Source organism: Ruegeria sp. HKCCD6119, assembly GCF_013110585.1.
Taxonomy (GTDB): Bacteria; Pseudomonadota; Alphaproteobacteria; order Rhodobacterales; family Rhodobacteraceae; genus Ruegeria.
The window spans coordinates 1,425,983-1,451,879 of the sequence record NZ_WVQV01000001.1 but is presented as its reverse complement, the minus strand read 5'-3'; the positions used below and the strand labels follow the sequence as shown (position 1 = coordinate 1,451,879).

Here is a 25,897-nt window from a genome sequence, read left to right as displayed (position 1 = left end):
GATCGAGCCAAAAAGCTCGGGATCACGATCAGAAAGGGACTGGGTGAAAAATCCGGTATCACGAAGATTGGCGTTCATGGGCGCTCCACATGGCTGGGTAAAAATCTTGCGGATTTCCTATCGGAAACGCCACATTCGCAAAAGGCTTAAAGCGACGATTTGGCCCGCTGCGGCGTCAAGACTGGCCTATCGGGGAAAGGTATGTTTGTTTCGGAACCAAATGTGCAGCACCGGAAACCGGAAAACATGAAAAAAAGAATCGCCTTTCTTGCCAGTGAGGTCAAAGTGGCGCAAACGGCCCGGGATATTCTGGTGTCCAAACACGGTAATGTGGCGCCCCGCGACGCAGATGTTGTGGTTGCTCTTGGGGGTGATGGCTTCATGTTGCACACTTTGTACAATGTGCAGCATCTCGATACTCCGGTTTACGGGATGAATCGCGGCACGATCGGCTTTCTGATGAATGAGTATCACGAAGACGATCTGATGGCGCGGTTGGAGGATGCCGAAGAAGAGGTTATCAACCCGTTGGCCATGCAGGCGATGGACCAATCAGGAAAACTGCACCAAGCCTTGGCGATCAACGAAGTGTCATTGCTACGCGCCGGTCCTCAGGCAGCAAGGCTCAAGATCAGCGTAGACGACCGGGTGCGCATGGCCGAATTGGTCTGTGACGGGGCATTACTTGCCACTCCTGCGGGATCGACCGCCTATAACTATTCCGCGCATGGGCCGATTGTTCCGATTGGCGCTGACGTTCTGGCCCTGACACCCATCGCGGCGTTTCGCCCACGGCGGTGGCGCGGTGCCTTGTTGCCGAAAATGGCGAAAGTCAGGTTCGATGTGGTCGAAGCTGACAAGCGACCGGTCATCGTGGCTGCTGATTCCGTTTCTTTCCCGGATATAGACTGGGTCGAGATCAGGTCGGAACCAGCCATTGCGCACCGTATCCTTTTCGACCCCGGCCATGGGTTGGAAGAACGTCTAATATCCGAACAATTCACGTAAAATCGGCCATCTCCCAATTTTTTCTCACGCCTATGTGAAGCAGTTCACAGGAATTCCCTTAACGATTGGCTAATGTGAAATAGCCCGGAGAACACGCCAAGGTGGGAGTGAGTGGCCACCTGAACGGCGTATTCGAATGATTGCGCAGATTTTGCGCTGGCGAGGGTGGGTGGTGCTACGCTCGTCATCAGAAATCCGGGCTTATTTTAGCAGTCGGACCCCGGGTACAATGTCCCGGGGTCTATTTTTTGCAGCCGCCCTGCAACTCTGACTTCTCCCAAAGCGGCAGGCACATTTGGCCCACGCGTGCCTCGATTGCCGAGGCCGCATCCACCGCCAGATCTTCGCGCCAGCGCTGTGCTGCAATCTGAACATTGATCGGCTGTGGGCCCTTTGGCAATTCAGCCAGCCGGGCCGGGACACATGCCGCAGGCAGGCCCAGAAAGTTCATCGCATAGGAATAAACGGCGCACCCCAGAACCTCATGCACTCCGTCGGCGCCTTCGGTGTCCCGGTCAGGTTTGAAGAACGGCTGTGGCAGGAAAGGCGACAGCACCAAAGGGTAATCTTGTAAAAACAGGGACCATTCCCGCGCATAGTGGCTTCGTTTGGCCAGCATCTGAACCATCTCGGTTTCGACAATTGGCGGGAACTCCTGGAAATAGACCGCAAAGATATTCTGAATGGTTTTCGAACCGACCGTTTCGATATCTGATTGCATGAGCGTGAGCACTTCGCCCATCAGCGTACGGTAACCGATCCGACCGCATTCAAATACATCAGGCGGGTCAATCTCTTGCACCACATAACCCGCATCGGTCAGTGCGTCCCGTGCCGTGTCGAGCGCTTTTTCCACCTCGGGGTGCAGGGCATAGCCGAATGTGTTCTTGGTAAAGGCCACCTTGACGGGCGCGTCAGGATCGGGACCACGCCAGGGCATCGGCACGTGAAACGGGTCACGCGCGTCGGCGGCGATCAGGCTGGGCATGGACAGATGCAGGTCAGCAGCCGACCGGGTTATCAGACCCTGAACTGACATCGACTGCGCCAGCAAACCGCGTTCGACTTTCTGGCTTGGGTTCCATGCCGGGACACGCCCCAGCCCGGGTTTCACGGTCACGGCTCCGTTGGCCGCCGCGGGAAAGCGCAGGCTGCCGCCGATATCGTTGCCATGGGCCAGCGCGCCGATTCCGGCCATGACCGCGACGCCAGCGCCACCGGAAGAGCCGCCGGGCGAGATATGCCGCCCCCAGGGGTTGTGCGTACGCCCATACAGCGGATTGTCCGTGTCGGCGCGGAAAGAGAACTCGGGCGTGTTGGTTCGCCCGACAACAACAGCCCCTGCCTTTAGCAGATTGCTCACAACCGGGGCGTCATCCGGTGCAATCACATCTTTCAATGCGACGACACCGTTGGTTGTGGCATGGCCTTTTTGGTCAACGTTCACCTTGATCGTGACCGGCACGCCATGCAGCGGACCCGTGGGTTTGCCGCCAGCCCGCGCATTGTCCAGCGCTTCGGCACGTTCCAACGCTTGCTCGCGCAGGTCTTCCACCACCGCATTCAAACCGGGGTTGACCTCATCCATTCGCTCGATCGAGGCCCGAACCGCCTCGGTTGCACTCAGGTCGCCGCGTCTTGTCAGGGTGGTCAGGTCTGTGGCGCTGAGACGCCAGATATCGGTGTGTGTCATGGGTCCTCACTGTCTTAACGTGACAGTAGAGGGGCTGCTTCCGGTTGCAAGAGAAGACAAAAAATGGGCGGCTAATGCCGCCCCTCGGGTTACTTGGCGTAACCGATTGTCTGCAAGGCCTCTTTGATCTCGTCAAGAATGGCTGGATCATCGATCGTTGCAGGCATTTTGTAATCCTGACCGTCTGCAATCGACACCATCGTACCCCGCAGGATTTTACCCGAACGTGTCTTGGGCAACCTGTCGACGACGACGGCCAGTTTAAAGGCCGCCACCGGGCCGATCTTTTCCCGCACCATCTTGACGACCTCCTGAACCACGTCGCCATGATCCCGATCAGCGCCGGCATTCAGGCACAGGAACCCAACGGGCATCTGACCTTTAAGCTGATCCGATACGCCGATCACCGCGCATTCCGCGACGTCCGGGTGAGCGGCAAGCACTTCCTCCATCCCCCCGGTCGACAGGCGGTGACCCGCGACGTTGATGACATCATCGGTGCGGGCCATAATGTAAAGATATCCGTCCTCGTCGATCATGCCGGCATCGCCGGTTTCATAATACCCGGGGAAATGCTCCAGATATGACTTCCGGAACCGTTCTTCGGCGTTCCACAAGGTCGGCAGGGTGCCCGGAGGCAATGGCAGTTTGACCGCGATGGCCCCCAGTTCGCCGGCTTTCATTGGGTGGCCGCCTTCGTCGAGAATTTGCACATCATAGCCGGGCATCGGTTTCGCGGGCGAACCCAGCTTAATCGGAAGCTCTTCGATACCCAGCGGATTTCCTGCGATGGCCCATCCGGTTTCGGTCTGCCACCAATGGTCGATCACCGGAACCTTCAGCGCATCCTGCGCCCAGATGATGGTGTCGGGGTCAGCCCGTTCCCCCGCAAGATACAGTGCCCGCAGATGAGACAGATCGTACTTGGCGATCAATTCGCCTTTGGGGTCTTCTCGTTTCACGGCACGGATCGCCGTAGGGGCGGTGAAGAAGCTTTTAACCTTGTGTTCCGAGATCACGCGCCAGAAGGTTCCCGCATCAGGGGTGCCGACCGGTTTGCCTTCGAACACAATCGTCGTGTTGCCGTGGATCAGGGGGGCATAGCAGATATAGGAATGTCCAACGACCCAACCCACATCGGAGGCCGCCCAGAATACATCACCGGGATCAACGTCATAGATGTTCTTCATGGTCCAGTTCAGTGCCACCAGATGTCCGGCAGTGGGACGCACGACACCCTTGGGTGCCCCCGTGGTGCCCGATGTGTACAGGATGTAGGCCGGATCATTGCCGTCGACGGGAACACATTCCGCCGGTTCGACACCGTACTGGAACCCGTGCCAGTTGTAGTCGCGCCCTTCGATCAGCTGCGCAACTTCCTGTTCGCGCTGAAAGATGACGCAGAAATCCGGCTTGTGCTTGGCAAGTTCGATGGCACCGTCCAGAAGCGGCTTGTAGTGTACGACCCGGCCAGGTTCCATACCGCAGGACGCTGCAATGACGGCTTTGGGTTTGGCGTCGTCGATACGGACCGCCAGTTCGTTGCTGGCAAATCCGCCGAACACAACGGAATGCACAGCGCCCAGACGTGCGCAGGCCAGCATCGCCTCAAGCGCCTCGGGGATCATCGGCATGTAGATGATGACGCGGTCACCTTTCTCGATACCTTTCGCCCGCAGCGCGCCGGCAAGATTGGCCACGCGGTTGCGCAGCTCGACATAGGAAATCTCGCGCTTGGTATGGGTGATCGGGCTGTCATAGATGATGGCTGTCTGCTCGCCGCGCCCGTTTTCCACGTGGCGGTCCACGGCGTTCCAGCAGGTATTGACCCGTGCGTCGCTGAACCATTCATACAAAGGCGCGTTGTCGTCGAACAGAGCTTTGCTGGGTTCTTTGACCCAATCGATCCCCTTGGCGGCGTCCATCCAGAACGCCTCGGGGTCTTTCTTCCAACTGTCATAAACGTCCTGATACGCCATCTCGTCCTCCTCACAACGACTTGGTCTTTGTGTTAGGACCCAGAAAACTATCGGGCAAGCGCGTCAAATGACGACGCGTCAGTTTATCGCAAAATATTTGCAGTAATTCGCGCAACAGCTTGCAAATTTTTGCAAACATCTTTTCCAGCATTGGATTTTCTGCGCCAAAAAGGCCATTTTGCAAACTTGCAAATTCGACTGTGCAAAAGATCACGTCCGAGGCGACTCGGCGCAAAGCCAATTCACCATTCTTTCGTGTGCCCCATGGCTACCAAGGAGAAGCAACCACATATAGCAGTCAAAAGGTGAGAATTGTGTTAACCGCACCCCTATGGGGGATGCGGTGCAGGGCGTGGGGCGGCCGGCTTAGCCGTAATGCGCCACCGGTGTCCCCGCGATGGCAGCCATGTTCAGCAAACCGCGTGCGGTAATGGACGGGGTGACGATGTGCGCCTTGTTGCCCATTCCCATCAGAATGGGGCCAACTTCGATCCCGTCCGCTTTCATTTTCAGGATATTGCGCACGCCGCTGGCCGCATCCGCATGAGCAAAGATCAGCACATTTGCCGCGCCCTGTAGGCGAGAACCCGGAAAAATTCGTGCCCGAAGATCCGCATCAAGGGCCGCATCTAGGTTCATTTCGCCTTCATAGACAAAGTCGCGCGGTTTCTGGTCCAGGATGTCCAATGCAGCGCGCAGGCGCTTTCCCGATCCTTCTGCCTGATTGCCGAATTGTGATTGCGAACAGAATGCGATCTTGGGTTCGATCCCAAATCGGCGAACATGCCGCGCGGCGCCAATGGTGGATTCCGCCAGTTCTTCGGGTGTCGGCAATTGCCGGACATGCGTATCGGCGATGAACAGGGGGCCGTCTTCCAAAATCATCAGCGACAACGCGCCGTGCGGACGCAGGTTTCCATCGTCAAGCACCTGTTCAACATAATTCAGATGCCAGCGATACTCGCCGAACGTGCCGCAGATCAGGCTGTCAGCCTCGCCCCGATGCACCATAATCGCGCCGATGGCGGTTGTATTTGTGCGCATGATCGCCTTGGCCAGATCCGGGGTCACACCTCGGCGCTGCATGATCTGATGATACGAGTTCCAGTAATCGTAATAACGCGGATCGTTTTCCGGGTTCACGATCTGGCAGTCTGTGCCCGGGCGAATGGTCAGGCCCAGTTTTTCGCATCGGGATTCGATGACTTCGGGGCGTCCGATCAGGATCGGTGTTTCCGTTGTTTCCTCAAGAATGGCCTGTGCAGCCCGCAGCACCCTTTCATCTTCGCCTTCGGCAAATACGATGCGACGGGATGCGACGGCCGCGGCCTCGAATACGGGGCGCATCAAAAGCGCCGACTTGAAAACAGACTGGTTGAGTTTTTCCTTATAGGCCTCAAGATCCTTGATGGGGCGCTTTGCGACGCCGCTTTCCATGGCTGCCTTGGCAACGGAAGACGAGACGACACCCACCAAACGCGGATCAAAAGGTTTCGGAATCAGGTAATCCGGCCCAAAGGTCAGTTGCTCGCCCTTGTAGGCGGCTGCGGCCTCGGCGCTTGTCGTCGCGCGGGCCATTTCCGCAATGCCGTCAACGCAGGCGATCTGCATTGCGTCATTGATCTCGGTGGCGCCCACATCCAGAGCGCCCCGGAAGATAAACGGAAAGCACAATACGTTGTTGACCTGATTGGGAAAATCGCTGCGCCCCGTGGCGATGATCGCGTCCGGTGCAACCTCACGCGCGGCCTGAGGCAGAATTTCTGGCGTTGGGTTGGCCAGTGCGAAGATGATCGGACGATCGGCCATTTTCTGAACCATTTCAGGCTTCAGGACATTCGGGCCACTCAGGCCCAGAAACAGATCCGCATCGCCGATTACATCATCCAGAGTCCGCAATTCCGTTTTCTGCGCAAACTGCGACTTGTGCGGGTTCATATCCTCGGCGCGCCCCTCGTAGACGAGCCCGTGAATATCGCACAGCCAGATGTTTTCCTGTTTCACACCCAGTTTCACCAGCATGTTCAGGCAGGCAATCCCCGCAGCCCCGCCGCCGGTTGATACGACTTTGATGTCCGCAAAGGATTTCCCCGCCACATGCAAAGCGTTCTTGGCCGCAGCCCCGACGACAATTGCGGTTCCGTGCTGATCGTCGTGAAAAACGGGAATGTTCATGCGCTCGCGGCACAGCTTTTCGACAATGAAACAATCCGGTGCCTTGATGTCTTCCAGGTTGATGGCCCCGAATGTCGGTTCTAGTGCGCAGACGATATCCGCCAGCTTTTCCGGATCAGGCTGGTCTACTTCGATATCAAAACAGTCAATACCAGCGAATTTTTTGAACAGGACGGCTTTGCCCTCCATCACTGGTTTCGAGGCCAGCGCCCCGATATTGCCCAGACCAAGAACCGCGGTGCCGTTGGATACCACGGCGACAAGGTTGCCGCGCGCCGTGTACTTTTCCGCGTTTGCGGCGTCGGCTTTGATTTCAAGGCTGGCCTCGGCCACGCCGGGCGAATAGGCGCGCGCCAGATCGCGACCGTTGGCCATCGGTTTCGTGGCCTTGATCTCAAGTTTTCCGGGTTTCGGATGGGCGTGATAGTCAAGCGCGGCCTGTCGCAGGCTGGGGGTGTCAGACATTGAAGTTTCAGTTCCCTCTTAGAATTTGATTTAACATTAAACTATTCGTCCAAGCTTGGCTACGTTGCGTAATTTTGCCGACGTGGCGCAGTTGCACACCCGAAATGGGTTGAATTTTGACATATTTTTTTTACATCTAGGCAACTTTGCGAAACGAACAAACACTCAGGCAAGACGAAGCAGTAATGACTTTCAAGGCAAATGATCAGGTCGATGGCCTGTTTTCCGGTTCTGTGTCGGATACCGGAGTTGTGCGGCTAATCCTTTGGTTGGCGGTGCTGTCAGGTGTTGTGCTTCTTGGTGCTGTTGGCATCTGGCCAGAACAGGCACTGGTTTTCAATCAGGAAGGCGGGTTGTTTGAAACAATTTCCGCCGCGTGTTTGTTTGCAGCAGGTGTGGCGGCTTTGTGGCGATATCCAGGTGTCACCCGGCTGTATATCGGGCTGACATTCCTGTTGTTGGCCGAGCGTGAGCTGGAAGCAGGCGTTTATCCTGAAGGCAGTTTGCCGTTCCTGATCCTTGACGGTCTGGATGTGGTGCTGGACGTCACTCTGGTCAGGGTCGTTCTGGCCTGCGTTGTTCTGGGCGGTGTCATCTGGCATGGGATCCCGACGGGATGGTGTGCTGTCAAACAGCGCGCGTCTTTTCTGATCGTGTTCATTGCGGCCGGCTGTCTTGCCGTCATCGCTCAGCTTCTTGAAGAATTCACCGGTCTGCACGGCCAAGCTTTGTCGTCAGTTGTGAAGACGCGCCTTTTTGTGATGGAAGAAACGCTCGAGATGTTCTTTTCGATTGGCATTTTGGCCTCTGTTCTGATCGGATGGTCAAAATCTAATTCTGACGAGACATCTCATGACAAAGACATACGTGCCTTCCCGGACCCAAGCTGAATTCCGGTTGCCTACCCAGGAAATTCGAAACGACATCCCCTTTTATACCAAGGTGTTGGGGATGCAGATGGACATGATCTATCCCGCGGACGATCCGCGCGTCGCAGTGTTTTCGGGGCACGGTCTGCGGCTGCGGATTGAAAAAGACGCGCCCGAAGCTCCGGGAACATTGCGCATCCTGACAGATGACCCGGAAAGCTTTGCAGATGGCCAACGCGTTCTTGTCGCGCCGAATGGGACCCGGATCGAAATCGAAGAGCGTAATCCGCCGCTGGTGATGCCTGAAACAGTTCATTCCTTTGTGGTGCGCAGGCTCAAGGATCAGGCGCCATGGATCATCGGTCGGGCGGGGATGCACTATCGCGATCTGGTGCCGGATCGTCTGGGTGGATCGATCATCGCCAGCCATATCCGCATCCCGGACGGGGGCCCGGTGCCCGATATGGTGCATTTTCACAAAGTCGGGTTCCAGCTTATATTCTGCATTCATGGCTGGGTGGATGTCGTCTACGAGGATCAGGGAGAGAAAATGCGCCTGACCGCAGGGGATTGCTTTATCCAGCCGCCGGAAATTCGTCACCGCGTGCTCGAGGCGTCAGACAATGTTCAGGTCATCGAGATAGGTGTGCCAGCGGAACATGTCACGGAAATCGACCATGATATGCAGCTTCCCACGCCGCATTTTCGCCCGGACCGTGAATGGCAGGGGCAGCGCTTTGTCTACAACCAGGCCAAGGATGCTGAATGGGTGCCATTCCGTCTTCCAGGTTACATCTGCCGCGATACGACAATTGCCGAGAACACCAAAGGGGTCGCTGGCGTCCAGGTCGTACGCAAAGGGCAGGGCGATACCGAATGGGCCAGTCACGATACGGACATTCACTTTACCTTCGTGATGGACGGGGCGGTAACACTGGAAGGCGAGGGGCGCGAGCCCTACCGGCTGGAGCAAGGAGATGCCTTTGTCATCCCGCCCGGGATGCGCACGCGCTTGTCCTCGCCCTCGGACAACATCGAGTTGCTGGAAGTAACCTTGCCCGGTACGTTCACGACAACACTGGGCTGACTGAAAAACACTGGCTGGGGGCTTCAATTCCTCGGCCTTTTTACGTAACGATCCAAATTTCTGACCAGATGATCAAAAAACGGGGAATCGCCATGTCGCTCAAAGACGCTGCCTTGTCAGTCCGCGAAAACGCCTATGCGCCTTATTCGAATTTCAAGGTTGGCGCAACGCTTCGGACTTCGACGGGTCAGATCTTTTCCGGGTGCAACGTTGAAAACGTGGCCTATCCCGAAGGCACTTGTGCCGAGGCCGGCGCAATTGCCGCGATGGTCGCCGCAGGTGAGCAGGAACTGACCGAGGTCTATGTGGTCGCCTCCAGCCCTCAGCCTGTGCCGCCTTGCGGTGGGTGTCGCCAGAAACTGGCCGAGTTTGGCAAGCGCGACGTTAAGGTTACTCTGGCAACCGTGGACGGTGCTGAATTTAAGACAACCATCGGGGATTTGTTGCCGGGCGCATTCGACGCTTCTCATATGGAGGATGTCTGAACGCATGGATGCCCGCTCGATCATAGCAAAACTGCGCAGGCAGGAGGTGCCCGGTCGCGAGGAGCTGACCTGGTTTGCGCAGGGGCTTGCGGATGAAAGCGTCAGCGACGCGCAGGCCGGGGCATTCGCCATGGCTGTCTGCATGGGCGGATTGGGCCCTCGGGGGCGTGCGGATCTGACGATTGCGATGCGCGACAGCGGTGACGTTCTGACGTGGGACGTGGACGGGCCAGTGATCGACAAGCACTCGACCGGAGGGGTCGGGGATAGCGTCAGTCTGGTTCTTGCTCCGGCGCTGGCGGAATGTGGGGCGTATGTCCCAATGATCTCGGGCCGGGGTCTTGGGCATACCGGCGGAACGCTGGACAAGCTAGAGGCGATACCGGGAGTCAGCACTCAGATCGGGCAAGACCGCCTTGCGCAGATTTTACGCGATACCGGCGCGGCCATCGTCGGGGCGACCGGCCAGATCGCGCCGGCAGACAAGCGCCTTTATGCGGTGCGGGATGTGACCGCGACGGTCGAGAGCCTGGATCTGATCACGGCGTCGATCCTGTCCAAAAAACTGGCCGCCAGCCCGGACGCGCTGGTTCTGGATGTCAAAACCGGCAGCGGTGCTTTCATGAAAACGATGGAAGATGCCCGCAAATTGGCCACCGCATTGACCGAGACAGCAAACGCAGCAGGCTGCCGCACGTCGGCGGTGATCACGGATATGAACCAACCATTGGCCCCGGCGTTGGGGAATGCCTTGGAAATCGCGGAAGTGATGAAGGTGCTGACCACGTCGAATGCGTCCCCTTTGGCAGACATTTCCGCCGAGCTGGGGGGGGTCCTGCTGACCGATGCAGGAATGTGCGGAACGGTTGAGGAAGGGCGTGAGAAGATCTTTGAAACCATCCGTGACGGCCGCGCTGCCGAACGGTTCGGGCGTATGATGGCAGCGGTTGGTGGCCCGGTTCAGTTTGTCGATACCTGGGCCCGCTTCCTGCCTGAGGCGAATGTCATCCAAGAGGTTCCGGCCCCGCAGGACGGCTTCATCTCGGCCGTTGACGGAGAAGCTCTGGGTCTTGCCGTGGTTGCGCTGGGCGGTGGCCGTCAGGTCGAAAGTGATGAGATCGACCCCGCCGTCGGAATATCCAGTGTTCTTCGGCTTGGGGATCGCGTGTCAAAAGGCGCGCCGATTGCAGTGATCCATGCTGCTCGGGAAGATGCCGCGCGCCGAGCAGCTGAAACCGTGCTGAGCGCGATTGAGATCAGCGATATGGCTCCGACGCTTCCGGATCTGATCCACGAAAGGATCAGCGTATGAGCCGTGCATTTCTCGTCGTCATGGACTCCGTTGGAATAGGCGGTGCGCCTGATGCCGATCGTTTTTTCAATGGCGACGTCCCGGATAGTGGGGCAAATACGCTGGCCCATATCGCGCAGGCCTGTGCCTTAGGGCGGGCCGAAGACGGGCGCTCGGGCCCTTTGATCCTGCCGACCCTCGATGCGCTGGGTTTGGGTGCGGCTGCGCGACTGGCGTCTGGGGACGCAACCCCCGGATTGAACGCGAAACCCAATGGGCTGTGGGGCTGCGCGCGCGAGCATTCGCCCGGCAAAGACACGCCCTCGGGCCACTGGGAACTGGCAGGTCTGCCGGTGCCGTGGGATTGGCACTATTTCCCGGATACTGTTCCGGCTTTTCCCGCGGACCTGAGCCGCGCAGCCGCTCAGGCCGCCGGGACCGAAGGCATCCTTGGCGATTGCCATGCCTCGGGCACGGCGATCATCGCCGAACTGGGTGCCGAGCATATGCGAACCGGCTGGCCGATCTGCTACACCTCAGCCGACAGTGTGTTTCAGATCGCAGCCCATGAAGAGAGTTTCGGACTGGACCGTTTGCTGGGTATGTGCCGCGCACTTGCACCGCGCTTGCACAAGATGAAAGTGGGCCGTGTCATTGCGCGCCCCTTTGTCGGCTCGCCAGAGGCGGGATTCGAACGGACTGCCAACCGCAAGGATTTCGCCATTCTGCCGCCCGCACCGGTTCTGACCAATTGGGTGCAGGATGCCGGGCGGAAGGTGCACGCGGTGGGCAAGATCGGCGACATCTTTTCCATGCAGGGTATCGACACGCTGCGCAAAGGGTCGGACGCTGAACTCATGCGGCACCTTTCAGAGCTGGTGGATGACGCCGAACAGGGTAGCCTGACTTTTGCCAACTTTGTTGAATTCGACAGTCTTTACGGCCACCGCCGCGATATCAGCGGCTATGCCCGAGCGTTGGAATGGTTCGATCACGAGATCGGCAAGATCCTGGCCGGGCTGCGCTCCGACGACCTGTTGTTGTTGACCGCCGATCATGGCAATGATCCCAGCTGGACCGGGACAGATCACACACGTGAACAAGTGCCGGTTCTGATTTCCGGGTCGGGCACGGGGCAGATCGGCCAGGTAGACTTTGCCGATATTGCCGCCAGCATCGCCCACCACCTGAACATTCCGGCGCAAGGGCCGGGAAGGAACTTTCTATGAGCGTCGCCGATCTGCCGAAAATAGAACTGCACCTGCATCACGAAGGCGCCGCGCCACCGGCATTCATACGTCAGCTTGCGCATGAAAAACGAGTGGATCTGAGCGGTATCTTCAAGCCGGACGGATCCTATGATTTCCGCGATTTCGCGCATTTCCTGAATGTGTATGAAGCTGCTTGCGAAGTCCTGAAGACGCCCGAAGACTTCCGGCGGCTGACATTGGCCATTCTTGAAGAAAGCGCCAAAAACGGTGTCGTCTATTCTGAGACTTTTCTGAGCCCCGATTTTTGTGGCGGCGGCGACCTGCACGCCTGGCGGGACTATCTGAACGCCATTCAGGACGCGGCGGACGAGGCCGAGCGCAAGTTTGACATCACCCTGCGCGGCGTCATTACCTGTGTGCGCCATTTCGGCCCCGATCAAGCCAAGCGCAGCGCCTATTGCGCGGCAGAGACTGCGGGCGACTGGATCACCGGTTTTGGCATGGGTGGCAATGAATCCGTTGGCACTCAGGGCGATTTCAAATGGGCGTTTGACTGCGCGCGCGAGGCCGGCCTGCGGCTGACGACACACGCCGGTGAGTTTGGAGGCCCTCAAAGCGTGCGCGATGCCGTCCGCGATCTGGGGGTCGAGCGCATCGGGCACGGTGTTCGCGCCATCGAGGATCCGGACCTTGTTCGCGAACTGGTCGACCGGGACATCACTCTTGAGGTCTGTCCGGGATCGAATGTGGTTCTGGGGCTTTTCCCGGATTTTGCGACACATCCAATCGCGGCCCTGCGTGATGCGGGCGTGAAGGTCACCGTCTCAACGGATGACCCGCCATTTTTTCACACGACCATGCGGCGGGAATATGAAATGCTGAACGTAGCTTTCGGCTGGGAGGCCGAAGATTTTGCGGCCCTGAACGAGACCGCCCTGAATGCGGCCTTTTGCGATGACGCCACCCGTGCGCGGGTCAAGAAGAGACTGGAGAAAACATGAGCGAACATCTGACCATCGTCGATCACCCTCTGGTGCAACACAAACTGACGCTCATGCGGGACAAGGGCACTTCGACCGCCGTGTTCCGGCAGTTGCTGCGCGAAATAACGCTGCTGCTGGCCTATGAGGTCACGCGCGACATTCCCCTGACCACGCGTAATATCGAAACGCCGATGGAAGAGATGGACGCTCCCATACTGGCGGGCAAGAAAATGGCGCTGGTGTCGATCCTGCGTGCCGGAAACGGGATGCTGGATGGGGTGCTGGAGCTTGTTCCCTCTGCGCGTGTCGGCTTTGTCGGTCTGTATCGCGACGAAGAAACGCTGAAGCCCGTGCAGTATTACTTCAAGGCACCCGAGAGCCTGAAAGACCGTTTGGTTATCGCGGTGGATCCGATGCTGGCCACCGGCAACAGCTCGGCCGCGGCGATTGACCTGCTGAAAGAGGCGGGGGCGACGGATATCCGGTTTCTGTGCCTGTTGGCCGCGCCGGAAGGTGTGGCGCGTATGAAAGAGGCGCACCCGGATGTGCACATCGTCACTGCCGCATTGGACCGCGAGCTGAACTCGAAAGGCTATATCATGCCGGGTCTGGGTGACGCGGGCGACCGGATGTTCGGAACCAAGTAACCCGGCTTATTCACCGCATATGTTTTGTAGCCGGACCCAATCACGGTCCGGCAACACCTGTTCCAGTGTCCGGCCGGCCATGGGATCGGCCTCGATCAGACCCAGTACTGATTCACCGGTAATGTCCTGAGCGTAGGCGTAAGGGGTAGAGGGCAGGGCGTTTTGCGAGAACATCGCCAGCAAGTCATCGTCCGGAAGGGAAGGTCGGGGCTGCGAAAGGACCTGTTCGGTATAGGTGTCGATGATCTCAGGTGTCAGTTCCCCGGTCGTCAACAGCCGAAAGGCCGAGGCCGCTCCGGTTCTGTCCAGCAGATCATCCAGCGGGTCGTTGAGCGCCGCCCGCGCGCGTTCTGCAATAACATAGCCTGCTGCGACAGCAGGGTCTTCGTGGTCTTCAACCAGCGCCCGGTTCAACAGAACGGTGCCACCCGGCAAGCTGAGACTGTCCTGAACGCCGGCGGGCAGAATAATGATTTGCCGTACGCCCGTACGACTGGCCAACCGATCCAGTGACGCCTGCGCATCCACAGACGAGCAGGCCTGTCCCGAGACGCGCTCGATCCGACGCAGTATCGTGTCTCCGATTTCCTGTCGTTTGATTTCGGGCACGACCGAGACAACATGGTTTTGCAACGCACCGGGCAGCCAAAACAACAATACGGCCAGAACCGCGGCCACAACGCCTCCGACGCTCATCCAGCGCAAACGGCCGGGATGGGGGCGCGAACGTTCGATGGCATGTTGCAGCCGATCGATCGCTTCAAGCATCGTGGTTTCGGATTCTCCCAGTTCCAGTGTCTCATCCGGATCACCGTCGGGGCAAAAAACAGCCGGAAAGACACCGGGGTTCTGTCTTTCAAGCGCCGCCAAAGACCAATGCGTCAAAGCCCTGTCATTGAAATCGGAGATGGTCAGGGTCGCCTTGCCAATCGATACCACAACTTCGCGCCGCTGTTCATCGGGCGAAGGGCGCCACAGACCGGTGGCTTCGATCCGCTGGTACTGTTTCAGGGCCGTCATCTGGTTGGGGTCTGCTCGAAATTGTTTTGCCGCAGCTTAGCATGGTGAAAACGCCGTGCGCAAACCTGTTGCGCAGGTATTCCGATTTGTGCTGGATACCCGTCAGGAAAAAGATCGCCGATCTTTGATTGCAACAAGGGCGCGAACATGCAGGCAGATACGACCACCTCTCCGGTGCTGGCTTCAGCCCTTATGGTAGCAGCTATGGCAATTATCGGCGTGATCGACAATGTTGTGATCCTGCTGGCCGAGACGGTCGGGCTGTGGCAGTTCCATTTTATGCGGGCATTGCTGATGCTGCCGCTGATTGTCGGGCTGTCCCTATTGGGGCTGGGCGGGCTGAGGCCGCAACGGTGGAGGGCGGTCATCTTACGTAGTCTTCTGATTACGACGGCCATGTTTTTCTATTTTGCATCGCTGTCGATGATGCCGATTGCGCAAGCTCTGGCAGGGTTGTTCACCTCGCCGATTTTCGTGCTGTTGATTTCGTCCATTGCGCTTGGGCAAAAGATCGGGCCGTGGCGCATTCTGGCTGTGTTGGTCGGTTTTTCGGGCACTCTTCTGGTTTTGCAGCCAAACCCTGTCGAATTTGACATGCGTTCGGTTTTTCCAGTTGCGGCAGGTTTTTTCTATGCCTTGAGTTCGATCATGACGCGGACATATTGCGCGCGTGAAAGCACGGTTGCGATGCTGGCTGCGATGGTCATTACCCTTGGGCTGTCGGGGGCCGTGGGCGCCGCCTTGTTCACGCTTGCACCCGTTGCCACGCTGGACGGGCCGGACGGCTTTGTTACACGGGGTTGGGTCTGGGAAGTGGGGCCCGCGCTGCAATGGATTGTTATTCAGGCGGTCGGGTCGACGATTGCGGTCTTCATGCTCATCAAAGCCTATCAGGTAGGCGAGACCTCTTACGTGGCCGTGTTCGAGTACTCGGTGATGATTTTCGGGCCGCTCTTTGCATTCGTCGCACTGGGTCAGACCCTCGATTTGATGCAAGTGTCCGGGATTGTCCTGATCGCGACGGCAGGGGTTTTGCTGGGCTGGCGGGCCAGGCGGTCATCCACCCAGCAAGATTTTGCCTGACACGTACAATAGCGCTCTGCCAACGTTTTTTGCACGCTGCAACCTCAACAAGCAGGTTCATTTCAACGGAACAGGTGCAAATGGATTCGTAAGATCCATTCATGCTGACCGTTTCGGAAATTGCACAAAAGCCTGTCTATGTCTTGCAAGTGTTTACCAAATCGCCCCGGAAATGCGCTGTGACGGCCCAAAATGGGCAAAAATATGTCTGAAATAAGACAGCCCCGATTTTTGATGTTAGCTGTTTGGCATAGTGAGTTTGTGCCAAAGGGGGTTAGGCACGTGTCTGAAGTTACGAGTATTTCTGTTTATCTTGATCAGTCGTCCGACACTGATCCAACCAGTTTGAACCATGCCGTGAACGCGCGCCGTGGTGGTTTTTTGAGCGACACGAAGGTTGCGACAACCAGCGGATGGAAACCGGTTGAGCGCATTGCAGTCGGCGATCTCGTCCGAACTCTGGATCACGGGTTCAAAGAGGTGCGCCGCATCTCGACCAGCGTCGTGGTCATTCCTGCTGAAGAGCGCCGTTCCGAGTATTTGCCGGTTTTCGTGCCGGCACGCGCCGCGTATAACGGGCGCCCCGTTTGGCTGATGCCCGAGCAGGGCATCGCTCTGAACCTGTCGCAGTTTGATGCCAATGTCAGCGGATGTTCCGTCGTATCCGCAAGACTGCTGAATGGCGTGGGTCGGCTTATGTCGCAGGCACCGGGATCGTCGTTCGAGGTCCGTTCCCTGTTTTTCGACGAAGATCAGGTGATCTTTATCGAGGGCGGCCTGCAAGCTTACTGCCCTTCCGGTCTGTTTAACATGCGCGGCAGGGTCAGCGGGGCTGGTTACGATGTCGCCGATGAAGAGACCGGCCCAAAGCTGGTCAACCTGATTGCAAGCAGGGGAGATATGTCAGCCCTTGCCAACCCATTGGGTGCCCTGCCTGCACCCATTCCGCAGGAACCGATATTTCCGATCCGTCCGCCCTCTGGGGTCAGGCGGCCGGGTCGACCGGGGCGTCCAAACGCGCCGGTGCTGTTTCTGCGGCCCGAATGGCAGATCTAACCAAACACTGACAAAAACGATGCAGGCGCGTGATCTCACGCGCCTGCGTCACTGATTCAGGCAGCCTTTGCTTCGGGGTTGAAACGCCCGTAGAAGGTTTGACCCTTTTCTGCCATCTCACGCAGCAGCGGCGGGCAGGCAAAGCGTTCGCCATATTTCTCGGCCAGCTGATCACATCTTTCGGCTGCGTAGGGCGTACCGATTATGTCGAGCCAGCTGAGCGGACCACCGGACCACGGCGCAAAGCCCCAGCCCAGAATGGCGCCCACGTCGCCTTCACGGATGTCTTCCAGAACACCCTCTTCCAGCGCGCGGACAGCTTCCAGAACCTGAGCAAACATCAAACGTTCCTGCACTTCGATCAGGTCAGGCTGGTCATCGGCAAGCGGATACTTGTCTTGCAGGCCCTTCCAGTATTCGACGCGCTTGCCCTTCTCGTCATAGTCGAAGAAACCGGCATTCGCCTTGCGGCCCAGGCGGCCCTGTTCTTCCATCCAGAAGATCAGATCGTCCGAGGGGCTTTCCGGATAGGCATTGCCCATGGCTGCCTTGGTCGCCCGAGCGATCTTGGCCCCCAGATCAATCGAGGTTTCATCGGTCAGTTGGATCGGACCAACCGGAAAGCCCAACTGACGCGCAGCGTTGTCGATCAGCACGGGGCTCACGCCTTCGGTGATCATCCGTGCGCCTTCGTTGATGTACGGAATGATGCAGCGATTGGCGTAGAAGAAGCGCGCATCGTTGACCACGATCGGCGTCTTGCGGATCTGGCGCACGTAGTCTAGCGCCTTGGCAACGGCGCGATCACCAGTTTCCTTGCCCTTTATGATCTCGACCAGCAACATCTTCTCGACCGGTGAGAAGAAGTGGATGCCGATGAATTGGTCGGGACGCACGCTTGCCTTGGCCAGATCGGTGATCGGCAGGGTCGAGGTGTTCGAGGCAAAGATGCAGTCCTCGGGGATGATTGCCTCGACCTTTTTGGTCATCTCGGCCTTTACGCCCATGTCTTCAAACACGGCTTCGATGATCAGGTCACACCCATTCAGATGGTCCAGATCCGGTGTCGACGTGATGCGGGCCAGCATGGCCTCTTTCTTTTCGGCCGTGACCTTGCCGCGCTTGATACCCTTGTCCAGATAGGTTTCGGTGTAAGCTTTGCCTTTGTCGGCCGCCTCTTGATCGCGGTCGACCAGAACGACTTCCATGCCAGCTTGGGCCGAAACCAGCGCGATACCGGCCCCCATCATCCCAGCGCCCAGAACGCCGATCTTCTTAACACGCTGATCGGGCACACCTTTCGGACGGACCGCGCCTTTTTCAAGCGCTTCCTTGTTGAGGAACAGTGACCGGATCATCGCCGACGAGGACGGGTTCATCAGAACGTTGGTGAACCAGCGGGCTTCAATTTTCAAAGCGGTGTCAAAGTCGACCAGCGCGCCTTCATAGATTGCGCTCAGAAGGGCTTTGGCCGCGGGGAAGGCGCCTTGCGTTTTCCCATGAACCATGGCGCTCGCGCCCACGAAGGTCATGAAACCGGCAGGATGGTAGGGCGCACCACCGGGCATCTTGTATCCCTTCGCGTCCCAGGGTTTCACCAGGTCGGCGTCCTTGGCATTCAGAACCCATTCCTTGGCAGCGGCAACCGGATCGTCGGCAACTGCGTCGATCAACTGCGCGCCCTTGGCCTTGGCCGGGTCCATCATCTTGCCCTCAAGCAGCACCGGGGCCGCCGCCATGGCGCCCACCATGCGGCTGTAACGGATGGTGCCGCCGCCGCCGGGGAAGATGCCCAGCAGGATTTCGGGCAGCCCGATCTTGGACTTTGGATTGCTGGTCATGACGCGGTGATGACATGCCAGTGCGATCTCGGTCCCGATCCCGGCGCAGGTTCCGTTGATCGCGCAGGCGATGGGCTTGCCACCTTTCTTGGTCTTGGGGTCCATGCCCGCCAATTCCAGTTTGCGCAGGATGTGATGCCCGCCCATGACGAAATCAAACAACGCCTGCGCAGGTTCGTCCCCCGCTTCCTGACGGATAGTGGCCAATGTGTTCAGGTCCATTCCGCCGGCAAACGAGCCTTCCTTGCCCGAGGTAATGACAATACCTTTGATCTCGTCGTCGCTCAGGGCCTGATCAATCAGTTGGCTGACTTCTTGAAAAGCCTCGCGGGTCAGCACGTTCATGGATTTTCCCTGGGCGTCCCAGGTCACAAAGGCGACGCCGTCCGCGTCTTTGGTCAGAGTGAAATCAGTCATTGTCATCTCCAATCTGGTCAGCCGTCAGCGGGCTGCCGTCTTTCCGGGTGAAAGAGAATCCGTTTTCATCATCCTTCACCATCATGTCTATGTCGCTGTAATAGCCAGTCTCGGTCGGGGTCCGTGTACCCACCACCAGAAAGGTCGCGGGCGCATCGGTCTTGTTCACAAGGTGGTGGCCATTGGCCTCACCAGCGGGCCAAGCGGCGCAGTCACCGGGCAGCATCTCATGCTCACCATCGTCATCGATCAGCACGCATTTGCCGCTGAGCATGATGGCAAACTCGTCCTGCTCCATATGGTAGTGGCGCAGCGACGAGAGGCCCTGAGGCTCCAGCCGCACGATGTTGACCCCGTATTGGGTCAACCCGCCCGCATCCCCGACGCGCTGCACGAAACGACCAGCGGTCGCCTCGGCCAGCTTGCCCGGATAGGACGAGCCCCTCTTGAACGGGATCTGAGAGAGATCCAGCTTGGGCATCAGACCCGCTCGATAATCGTTGCCGCACCCATGCCGGACGCAATGCAAAGCGTGGCCAGACCGGTTTCCTTGTCCTGACGCTCCAGTTCATCCAGCAAGGTGCCGATGATGATCGCACCGGTTGCGCCCAGCGGGTGACCCATCGCGATTGACCCGCCGTTGACGTTCACCAACGCCGGGTCGACATCAAACGCCTGTTGGAACCGCAGTACGACCGAGGCGAAGGCTTCGTTCACTTCGAACAGGTCCAGATCGCTGATCTTCATGCCGTTGTCGGCCAGAATTTTCTCGGTCACTGGAACTGGGCCGGTCAGCATGATGGTCGGGTCGGTACCGATTTTGGCGGTGGCCTTGATGCGGGCGCGCGGTTTCAGGCCGTATTTCTCGCCGAATTCCTTGTTGCCGATCAGCACGGCCGCAGCCCCATCCACGATGCCCGAGCTGTTGCCCGCATGGTGGATGTGATTGATCCGCTCAAGATGTGGGTATTTCAGCATCGCCACCTTGTCGAAGCCGGGCATCTGCTCGCCCATCATCTGGAAGGACGGGTTCAGCGCGCCAAGGCTTTGCATGTCGGTGCCCGGGCGCATGTATTCGTCGCGGTCCAGAATGGGCAGGCCGTTCTGGTCTTTGACCGTGATGATCGACTTTTCGAACCGGTTGTCGGCCCAAGCTTCGGCCGCGCGCTTTTGCGATTCAACCGCCAGAGCGTCTGCGTCATCGCGGCTGAACCCGTACTCTGTGGCAATGATGTCGGCCGAGATGCCCTGCGGCACAAAGTAGGTCTCCATCGCCAGAGAGGGGTCAACGGCAATCGCCGCCCCGTCGCTGCCCATGGGAACACGGCCCATCATCTCGACGCCACCGGCGATATAAGCGTCGCCCGCGCCGCCCTTGACCTGGTTTGCGGCCAGGTTCACGGCTTCCATCCCGCTCGCGCAGAAGCGGTTGATCGCCAGGCCGGGGATCGACTGGTCCAGATCCGAGGCCAGAACCGCCGAACGTGCCAGACAGCCGCCTTGCTCCATCACTTGCGTGACGTTGCCCCAGATCACGTCTTCGACGGCGTGGCCTTCCAGGTTGTTGCGTTCCTTCATCGCGTTCAGGGTCAGGGCGGACAGGCGTACCGAGGTCACCTCGTGCAGGCTGCCATCCTTGCGGCCCTTGCCGCGCGGGGTGCGCAGGGCGTCATAAATATAAGCTTCGGTCATGGGTCTTCTCCTCAAGCTCGATCCGACGGGTTGCCGGGCATCAGGTCATAGGGGTGTTTCCAGCCGGGCTGTTCGGACAGGCGAGTCAGCCAGGCGTCGATGTTGGGCCAGTCGGCACGGTCAAAGCCGAATGGTTCGGGGTAATACAGATAGCCGCAGCAGCTGAGATCGGCGTTGGTCACGCCGTCGCCGACGATCCAGTCACGGCCTTCCAGATGCGCGTTCAGCACCTGATAAGCGGCCTTCAGGCGGCCCTGGTTGAAGGCGATCACATCCGGGTTGCGATGCTGTTCGGGCAGAAAGTTGATCAGGAACCGGGTCAGGCCCACCATCGAGCTAAGCTTGTGATTGTCCCACAGCACCCAGCGCAGGATGTCATAGTTCTCTTCCCGGTTTTTGCCTCCGAACTTGCCTGATTTTTCAGTCACATAGGCCTGAATGGCACCGGATTGGGAGGTTTGGAAATCGTCATCGACCATGAAGGGCGCTTCGCCCATCACGTTGATTTCCGAACGGAACTCGGGGCTTCGGGTGACGCCGTTGAAGAAATCGACAAAGACCGGTTCCCAATCGAGGCCAGACATTTCCAGCGCCAGAGCGGCCTTGTAGGAATTGCCGCTTTCTCCGAAGCAGTGCAGTTTTATGGTCATGCAATCGCCCCTCCCGTGGCGTTTAGTGCATCTTTCATCCTAGCTTGGCGGTTCTGGTGCCTAGCGCTTGCGCGCCTCCAACTCGGAATTGAAAAGACGCAATCGATGGGTAAGGTTGTCTTCATCAATGACGCTGTTGAAATTTTCGAACAGAAAAGACAGCGCTTCGCCTTCATCTAATCCTGCCTCACGGGCAAAAGCCCTGAGCTTTCGATAGCCGTCCTCGGTCATGGCGACCGGGAATCGGCGGGTCAGGCGAAATCGTTTTGGCATTGTATCTCCTCCGAAAACCGGCTCCGGGGCGGGCCCCCAGAACCGGAGAAAGATCAGAAGTTTGCAGCCTCCAGCGCCATGACCGTATCTGCGCCAGTTTGAATGCGCGACAGATGCAACGCCGTGGCGGGCAGACGGCGGGCCATGTAGAAGCGGCCGGTGTCGATCTTGGTCTCGTAGAACTCTTTGTCCGACGTGCCACTGTCCAGCGCTTCTTGTGCGGCCTTGGCCATACGGGCCCACATCAGGCCCAGGCAGACATGGCCAAACATGTGCATGAAGTCATAGGAACCGGACAGCGCGTTGTTCGGATTTTTCATGCCTTCCTGCATGAAATACATACCAGCCGCCTGCAGATCCTTGGACGCAGCCTTCAGCGGTTCGATGAAGGCTTTGTCATAAGCCTCGTTCTGGCCTGAGTTTTCCTTGCAGAAGGTTTTGACCATGTCGAAGAAGGCCATGACGTGCTTACCGCCATCCTGCGCCAGTTTGCGGCCAACAAGGTCCAACGCCTGTACGCCGTTGGCGCCTTCATAGATCATGGCGATCCGCGCATCGCGGGTATATTGCGACATGCCCCATTCCTCGATGTAGCCGTGCCCGCCATAGACTTGCTGCGCCTGAACGGTCATGTCGTAACCTTCATCCGTCAGGAAGCCCTTGATGACCGGGGTCAGCAGCGAGATCAGCCCGTCCGCATCCTTGTCACCCGACCGGTGCGCCTTGTCGATCATGGTCGCGCCCCAAAGGATGAACGCGCGTGCGCCTTCGGTGAAGCTTTTCTGATCCATCAGATTGCGACGGATGTCAGGGTGAACGATCAGCGGATCAGCCGGGCCATCGGGGTTCTTTACACCGGTTACATCGCGCCCCTGCAAACGATCCTTGGCATATTCCAGAGCGTTCTGGTACGCCGCTTCGGCCTGCGACAGGCCCTGCATACCCACACCCAGACGCGCTTCGTTCATCATGGTGAACATGGCGCGCATGCCCTTGTGCTCTTCGCCCAGCAGCCAGCCGGTGGCTTCGTCATAGTTCATGACGCAGGTCGAGTTACCGTGGATGCCCATTTTCTCTTCGATCTTGCCGACCGAGACGCCGTTGCGTTCGCCCAAAGAGCCGTCTTCGTTGACGATGAACTTGGGGACGATGAACAGCGATACGCCTTTGATACCCTCGGGGCCGCCCGGAATCTTCGCCAACACCAGATGGATGATGTTGTCGGCCATGTCGTGATCGCCAGCCGAGATAAAGATCTTCTGGCCCGAGATTTTGTAGCTGCCGTTGCCCTGCGGTTCCGCTTTGGTGCGCATCAGGCCCAGATCGGTGCCGCAATGCGGTTCAGTCAGGTTCATGGTACCGGTCCATTCACAGCTGACCATTTTGGGCAGGTACTTGTTCTTCTGCTCGTCCGTTCCGTGCGCCAGAATCGCCGAGGCCGCGCCGTGCGTCAGGCCCTGGTACATGGTGAAGGCCTGGTTAGAGCCCGAGAACATCTCACCCACAGCAGTGCCCAGCACATAGGGCATGTTTTGGCCGCCATACTCTTCCGGCATGTCGAGGCCAGTCCAGCCGCCTTCCTTCATCTGCTCGAAGGCTTCCTTGAACCCGGTCGGGGTGTACACAATACCGTTTTCCAACCGGCACCCTTCGGTGTCGCCAACCACGTTCAGCGGATGCAGAACATTGGTGGCAACTTTGCCAGCTTCTTCCAGAACCGCGCCGGTAAACTCGGCTTCCAGTTCGTTATAGCCGGGTATGTCCGACTGCGAGACATTCAGTACGTCGTGCAGGATGAACTGCATGTCTTTGGTTGGCGCGTTGTAAACGGGCATGTGAAGCTCCCTTAATTCATATGTCCGGATGACAGGTCGAGGTTACTCGGCTGCCTTCTTTTCCTGTTTCATCGAGGCGATGACTTTCTCGCCCCAGCGCAACTGCTCTTTCAGATCGTCGATGGCCTGCGTCAGCTCTTCGCGGCGCGCTTCCATGTCCTCCAGACGCTCGCACGCGATTTCATAGGTGCGGGTCATCTGTGTGACCTGCTGGTCGCCGACATGGTACAAATCCAGCAATTGCCGAATTTCTTCCAGGCTGAACCCAAATCGTTTGCCGCGCAGGATCAGTTTGAGCCGCGCCCGATCACGCTTGGTGAACAGACGTTTCTGGCCTTCACGGATCGGGAACAGAAGTTCCTTGGCCTCATAGAACCGCAAGGTGCGTGGCGTGACATCATAGGTCTCGCACATCTCACGGATGGTCATCACATCTTCGGTCATTCGTCATACTCTCGTCACTGGCGTCATGAGATATGAGTTGCGCAGTTGGTACGCGCTTTACAACACGAGAGTGACGTTTACGTAATCCAGACGCTACGTCATTTCAAAGTTGACGTAACATCCGGTCACGTAAGCACGGTCTGACGCAATTTTCTTTCCGTAGCGTCATGCGGAATTTCCCGCCAAAGCTGTCGCAATTGCGGAAACACCGCGCATCTGCTTGCGCAGATTCAGGGTGATCAATTCGAATTTTCGGATTGGGGGCGGCTATCCCAAGGACTTGGCCGTCTGGTCGCGCAGACGCTTGAGCTCGTCCATGGCTTCGTCCAGTTGCTGGCGCTGCTGCTGAAGCTCGTTCATCTGGCGATCCGCCATCTCGACGAAGGTGGCCATTTGCGCCTCATTGCCCTGATCTTCGTAGATCAAAAGCCATTGGCGGATCTCTTCCAGAGGAAATCCGAACTTGCGGCCGCGCATGATCAGCTTCATCCGCGCGCATTCGCGCGGGCCGTAAAACCGGGACCGACCTTCACGGTCCGGTTGCAAAAGTTCGATGTATTCGTAATAGCGCAGAGTGCGCGGGGTTACGTCGAACTCGGCGCACATCTCTTTGAATGACAAACGGTTGTTGGACATTCCCGATCTCCTTGTCAGCAACCTAGGCGGTCCCGATCCCAAGCGCAACAGGTGGGCTTGCCCTTTGCGGAAACAGCGGCTCATAAAGGACGGGCAGAGAACAGGACGCAAACCAATGGTCGACAAGACAGTTTTAGCCCGCCAGTTTATCGAGGCGATCCCCCATGCACGGGCATTGAACCTCAAGCTCACGCAGATCGGCGAGGGCGAGGCAGAGATCACGTTGCCCTACAATGAGGATCTGATCGGTGATCCGCGCACAGGGGTAATTCACGGTGGGGCGATTTCCACAATTCTGGACACGTGCTGCGGTGCTGCCGTGATGAGCCACCCGTCGGCCCCAGGCGGGACAGCCACGATCGATCTGCGCATTGACTACATGCGCGCGGCGACACCGGGTCAGACGGTGACTGCGCACGCCGTCTGCTATCACATCACGCGGAACGTGGCGTTTGTTCGAGCGACGGCTATGGACCATGACAAAGACCTGCCGGTGGCCACGGCCTCGGGGTCCTTTACGGTTGAGGGGAAATAACATGGCAAGACCTCGTCCCGAACCAATGCAGGTGGTCAAGCAGCGACGCGATGCAGCGTTGCGAGCGCTGGTTGACGGCGTCCCGTATATCCGCTTTCTCAATATCAGCTTCGACCGGCGCGGGGACGAACTGACCGGTGTTCTGAACTTCGACGACAAGTTGATCGGCAACCCGTTTCTGCCTGCGATTCACGGCGGTGTAACCGCGGCATTCCTCGAAGTGACCGCTGTCATCACCCTCAGTTGGGAACATATGTTCCCACGTATCGAAAGTGGCGAGATCGACGGAGAGGCGATTGTGACCGACCCGAATATCCGCTTTCCCAAGACCATCGACTTTACCGTCGACTATCTGCGCTCGGGCCTTCCACGGGACGCATATGCACGGGCCTTCATCAGCAGATCCGGGCGGCGGTATGCCTCGGTCCGGGTCGAAGCCTGGCAGGATAACCATGCGAAACTGTTTGCGCAGGCTTCCGGACATTTCCTGATGCCGCAACCTCCCAGAGATAAGAGCTGACC

General features: G+C 58.2%; 24 protein-coding genes. 12 read left to right on the top strand and 12 right to left on the bottom strand.

What is annotated here, in order from left to right; all coding sequences use genetic code 11:
- Positions 1-246 precede the first annotated feature (246 nt).
- Positions 247-1,008 carry an NAD kinase gene (locus GS611_RS07220; RefSeq protein ID WP_245217987.1) on the top strand — a complete coding sequence of 254 codons (762 nt, stop codon included), beginning with the start codon at positions 247-249 and terminating at the stop codon, positions 1,006-1,008.
- 241 nt (positions 1,009-1,249) lie between these two features.
- Here the strand turns inward: GS611_RS07220 and GS611_RS07215 are convergent, their stop codons facing one another.
- The 3 genes from GS611_RS07215 to GS611_RS07205 form a co-directional block, all read right to left on the bottom strand.
- The gene (locus GS611_RS07215) at positions 1,250-2,701 is read right to left on the bottom strand and encodes an amidase family protein (RefSeq protein ID WP_171633738.1); all 1,452 of its coding nucleotides are present in this window, start codon (positions 2,699-2,701) and stop codon (positions 1,250-1,252) included.
- Between the two features lie 89 nt (positions 2,702-2,790).
- Positions 2,791-4,680, bottom strand: coding sequence for a propionate-CoA ligase PrpE (gene prpE, locus GS611_RS07210; RefSeq protein WP_171633735.1), 1,890 nt, complete (start codon positions 4,678-4,680; stop codon positions 2,791-2,793).
- Positions 4,681-5,046: 366 nt separating this feature from the next.
- Positions 5,047-7,320 (bottom strand): NADP-dependent malic enzyme, encoded by a 2,274-nt coding sequence (locus GS611_RS07205; protein ID WP_171633733.1) that lies wholly within the window; start codon positions 7,318-7,320, stop codon positions 5,047-5,049.
- Between the two features lie 185 nt (positions 7,321-7,505).
- Here GS611_RS07205 and GS611_RS07200 point away from each other — a divergent pair, with 185 nt between their 5' ends.
- From GS611_RS07200 to upp, 7 genes are all read left to right on the top strand, one after another.
- The gene (locus GS611_RS07200) at positions 7,506-8,210 is read left to right on the top strand and encodes a hypothetical protein (RefSeq protein ID WP_171633731.1); all 705 of its coding nucleotides are present in this window, start codon (positions 7,506-7,508) and stop codon (positions 8,208-8,210) included.
- Positions 8,173-9,276 carry a cupin domain-containing protein gene (locus GS611_RS07195; protein ID WP_171633728.1) on the top strand — a complete coding sequence of 368 codons (1,104 nt, stop codon included), beginning with the start codon at positions 8,173-8,175 and terminating at the stop codon, positions 9,274-9,276. The genes GS611_RS07200 and GS611_RS07195 overlap by 38 nt, the downstream gene beginning before the upstream one ends.
- A gap of 68 nt (positions 9,277-9,344) precedes the next feature.
- Positions 9,345-9,761, top strand: coding sequence for a cytidine deaminase (locus GS611_RS07190; protein WP_171633726.1), 417 nt, complete (start codon positions 9,345-9,347; stop codon positions 9,759-9,761).
- A 4-nt stretch (positions 9,762-9,765) separates the two neighbouring features.
- Entirely contained in the window at positions 9,766-11,073 is a 1,308-nt protein-coding gene (locus GS611_RS07185) for a thymidine phosphorylase (protein WP_171633873.1), read from the top strand.
- Positions 11,070-12,281 carry a phosphopentomutase gene (locus GS611_RS07180; RefSeq protein WP_171633723.1) on the top strand — a complete coding sequence of 404 codons (1,212 nt, stop codon included), beginning with the start codon at positions 11,070-11,072 and terminating at the stop codon, positions 12,279-12,281. The genes GS611_RS07185 and GS611_RS07180 overlap by 4 nt, the downstream gene beginning before the upstream one ends.
- The gene (locus GS611_RS07175; protein ID WP_171633721.1) at positions 12,278-13,264 is read left to right on the top strand and encodes an adenosine deaminase; all 987 of its coding nucleotides are present in this window, start codon (positions 12,278-12,280) and stop codon (positions 13,262-13,264) included. The genes GS611_RS07180 and GS611_RS07175 overlap by 4 nt, the downstream gene beginning before the upstream one ends.
- Entirely contained in the window at positions 13,261-13,893 is a 633-nt protein-coding gene (gene upp / locus GS611_RS07170; RefSeq protein WP_171633718.1) for a uracil phosphoribosyltransferase, read from the top strand. The genes GS611_RS07175 and upp overlap by 4 nt, the downstream gene beginning before the upstream one ends.
- A gap of 6 nt (positions 13,894-13,899) precedes the next feature.
- Here upp and GS611_RS07165 read toward each other — a convergent pair whose 3' ends face one another.
- Complete coding sequence (locus GS611_RS07165) at positions 13,900-14,913, bottom strand: hypothetical protein (RefSeq protein WP_171633716.1); 1,014 nt, start codon at positions 14,911-14,913, stop codon at positions 13,900-13,902.
- A 147-nt stretch (positions 14,914-15,060) separates the two neighbouring features.
- On the opposite strand from GS611_RS07165, the gene GS611_RS07160 reads away from it, so the two are divergent.
- Both GS611_RS07160 and GS611_RS07155 read left to right on the top strand, forming a co-directional pair.
- Positions 15,061-15,996 carry a DMT family transporter gene (locus tag GS611_RS07160; RefSeq protein ID WP_171633713.1) on the top strand — a complete coding sequence of 312 codons (936 nt, stop codon included), beginning with the start codon at positions 15,061-15,063 and terminating at the stop codon, positions 15,994-15,996.
- A 282-nt stretch (positions 15,997-16,278) separates the two neighbouring features.
- On the top strand, positions 16,279-17,052 hold the full coding sequence (locus GS611_RS07155; protein WP_348539514.1) for a Hint domain-containing protein: 774 nt from the start codon (positions 16,279-16,281) through the stop codon (positions 17,050-17,052).
- Between the two features lie 56 nt (positions 17,053-17,108).
- Here GS611_RS07155 and GS611_RS07150 read toward each other — a convergent pair whose 3' ends face one another.
- The 8 genes from GS611_RS07150 to GS611_RS07115 all read right to left on the bottom strand — a co-directional run bounded on the left by GS611_RS07150 (position 17,109) and on the right by GS611_RS07115 (position 24,840).
- Entirely contained in the window at positions 17,109-19,310 is a 2,202-nt protein-coding gene (locus tag GS611_RS07150) for a 3-hydroxyacyl-CoA dehydrogenase NAD-binding domain-containing protein (protein WP_171633708.1), read from the bottom strand.
- The gene (locus tag GS611_RS07145; protein WP_171633706.1) at positions 19,303-19,791 is read right to left on the bottom strand and encodes a cupin domain-containing protein; all 489 of its coding nucleotides are present in this window, start codon (positions 19,789-19,791) and stop codon (positions 19,303-19,305) included. Before GS611_RS07145 ends, GS611_RS07150 begins: the two co-directional genes overlap by 8 nt.
- A complete protein-coding gene (locus GS611_RS07140) occupies positions 19,791-21,002 on the bottom strand; it encodes an acetyl-CoA C-acetyltransferase (protein ID WP_171633703.1) in 1,212 nt (403 codons plus the stop codon). The genes GS611_RS07145 and GS611_RS07140 overlap by 1 nt, the downstream gene beginning before the upstream one ends.
- An 11-nt stretch (positions 21,003-21,013) precedes the next feature.
- Positions 21,014-21,652, bottom strand: a complete 639-nt coding sequence (locus GS611_RS07135) for a glutathione S-transferase family protein (protein ID WP_171633700.1) — start codon at positions 21,650-21,652, stop codon at positions 21,014-21,016.
- A gap of 60 nt (positions 21,653-21,712) precedes the next feature.
- On the bottom strand, positions 21,713-21,925 hold the full coding sequence (locus tag GS611_RS07130; RefSeq protein WP_152457422.1) for a hypothetical protein: 213 nt from the start codon (positions 21,923-21,925) through the stop codon (positions 21,713-21,715).
- 53 nt (positions 21,926-21,978) lie between these two features.
- Positions 21,979-23,760, bottom strand: coding sequence for an acyl-CoA dehydrogenase C-terminal domain-containing protein (locus tag GS611_RS07125; protein ID WP_171633697.1), 1,782 nt, complete (start codon positions 23,758-23,760; stop codon positions 21,979-21,981).
- Between the two features lie 42 nt (positions 23,761-23,802).
- Positions 23,803-24,204 (bottom strand): MerR family DNA-binding transcriptional regulator, encoded by a 402-nt coding sequence (locus GS611_RS07120; RefSeq protein WP_152457424.1) that lies wholly within the window; start codon positions 24,202-24,204, stop codon positions 23,803-23,805.
- A gap of 267 nt (positions 24,205-24,471) precedes the next feature.
- Positions 24,472-24,840 (bottom strand): MerR family DNA-binding transcriptional regulator, encoded by a 369-nt coding sequence (locus GS611_RS07115; RefSeq protein ID WP_152457425.1) that lies wholly within the window; start codon positions 24,838-24,840, stop codon positions 24,472-24,474.
- A 115-nt stretch (positions 24,841-24,955) separates the two neighbouring features.
- Here GS611_RS07115 and GS611_RS07110 point away from each other — a divergent pair, with 115 nt between their 5' ends.
- Positions 24,956-25,375, top strand: coding sequence for a PaaI family thioesterase (locus tag GS611_RS07110; RefSeq protein WP_152457426.1), 420 nt, complete (start codon positions 24,956-24,958; stop codon positions 25,373-25,375).
- Position 25,376: 1 nt separating this feature from the next.
- On the top strand, positions 25,377-25,895 hold the full coding sequence (locus GS611_RS07105) for a PaaI family thioesterase (protein WP_152457427.1): 519 nt from the start codon (positions 25,377-25,379) through the stop codon (positions 25,893-25,895).
- Positions 25,896-25,897: the final 2 nt, after the last annotated feature.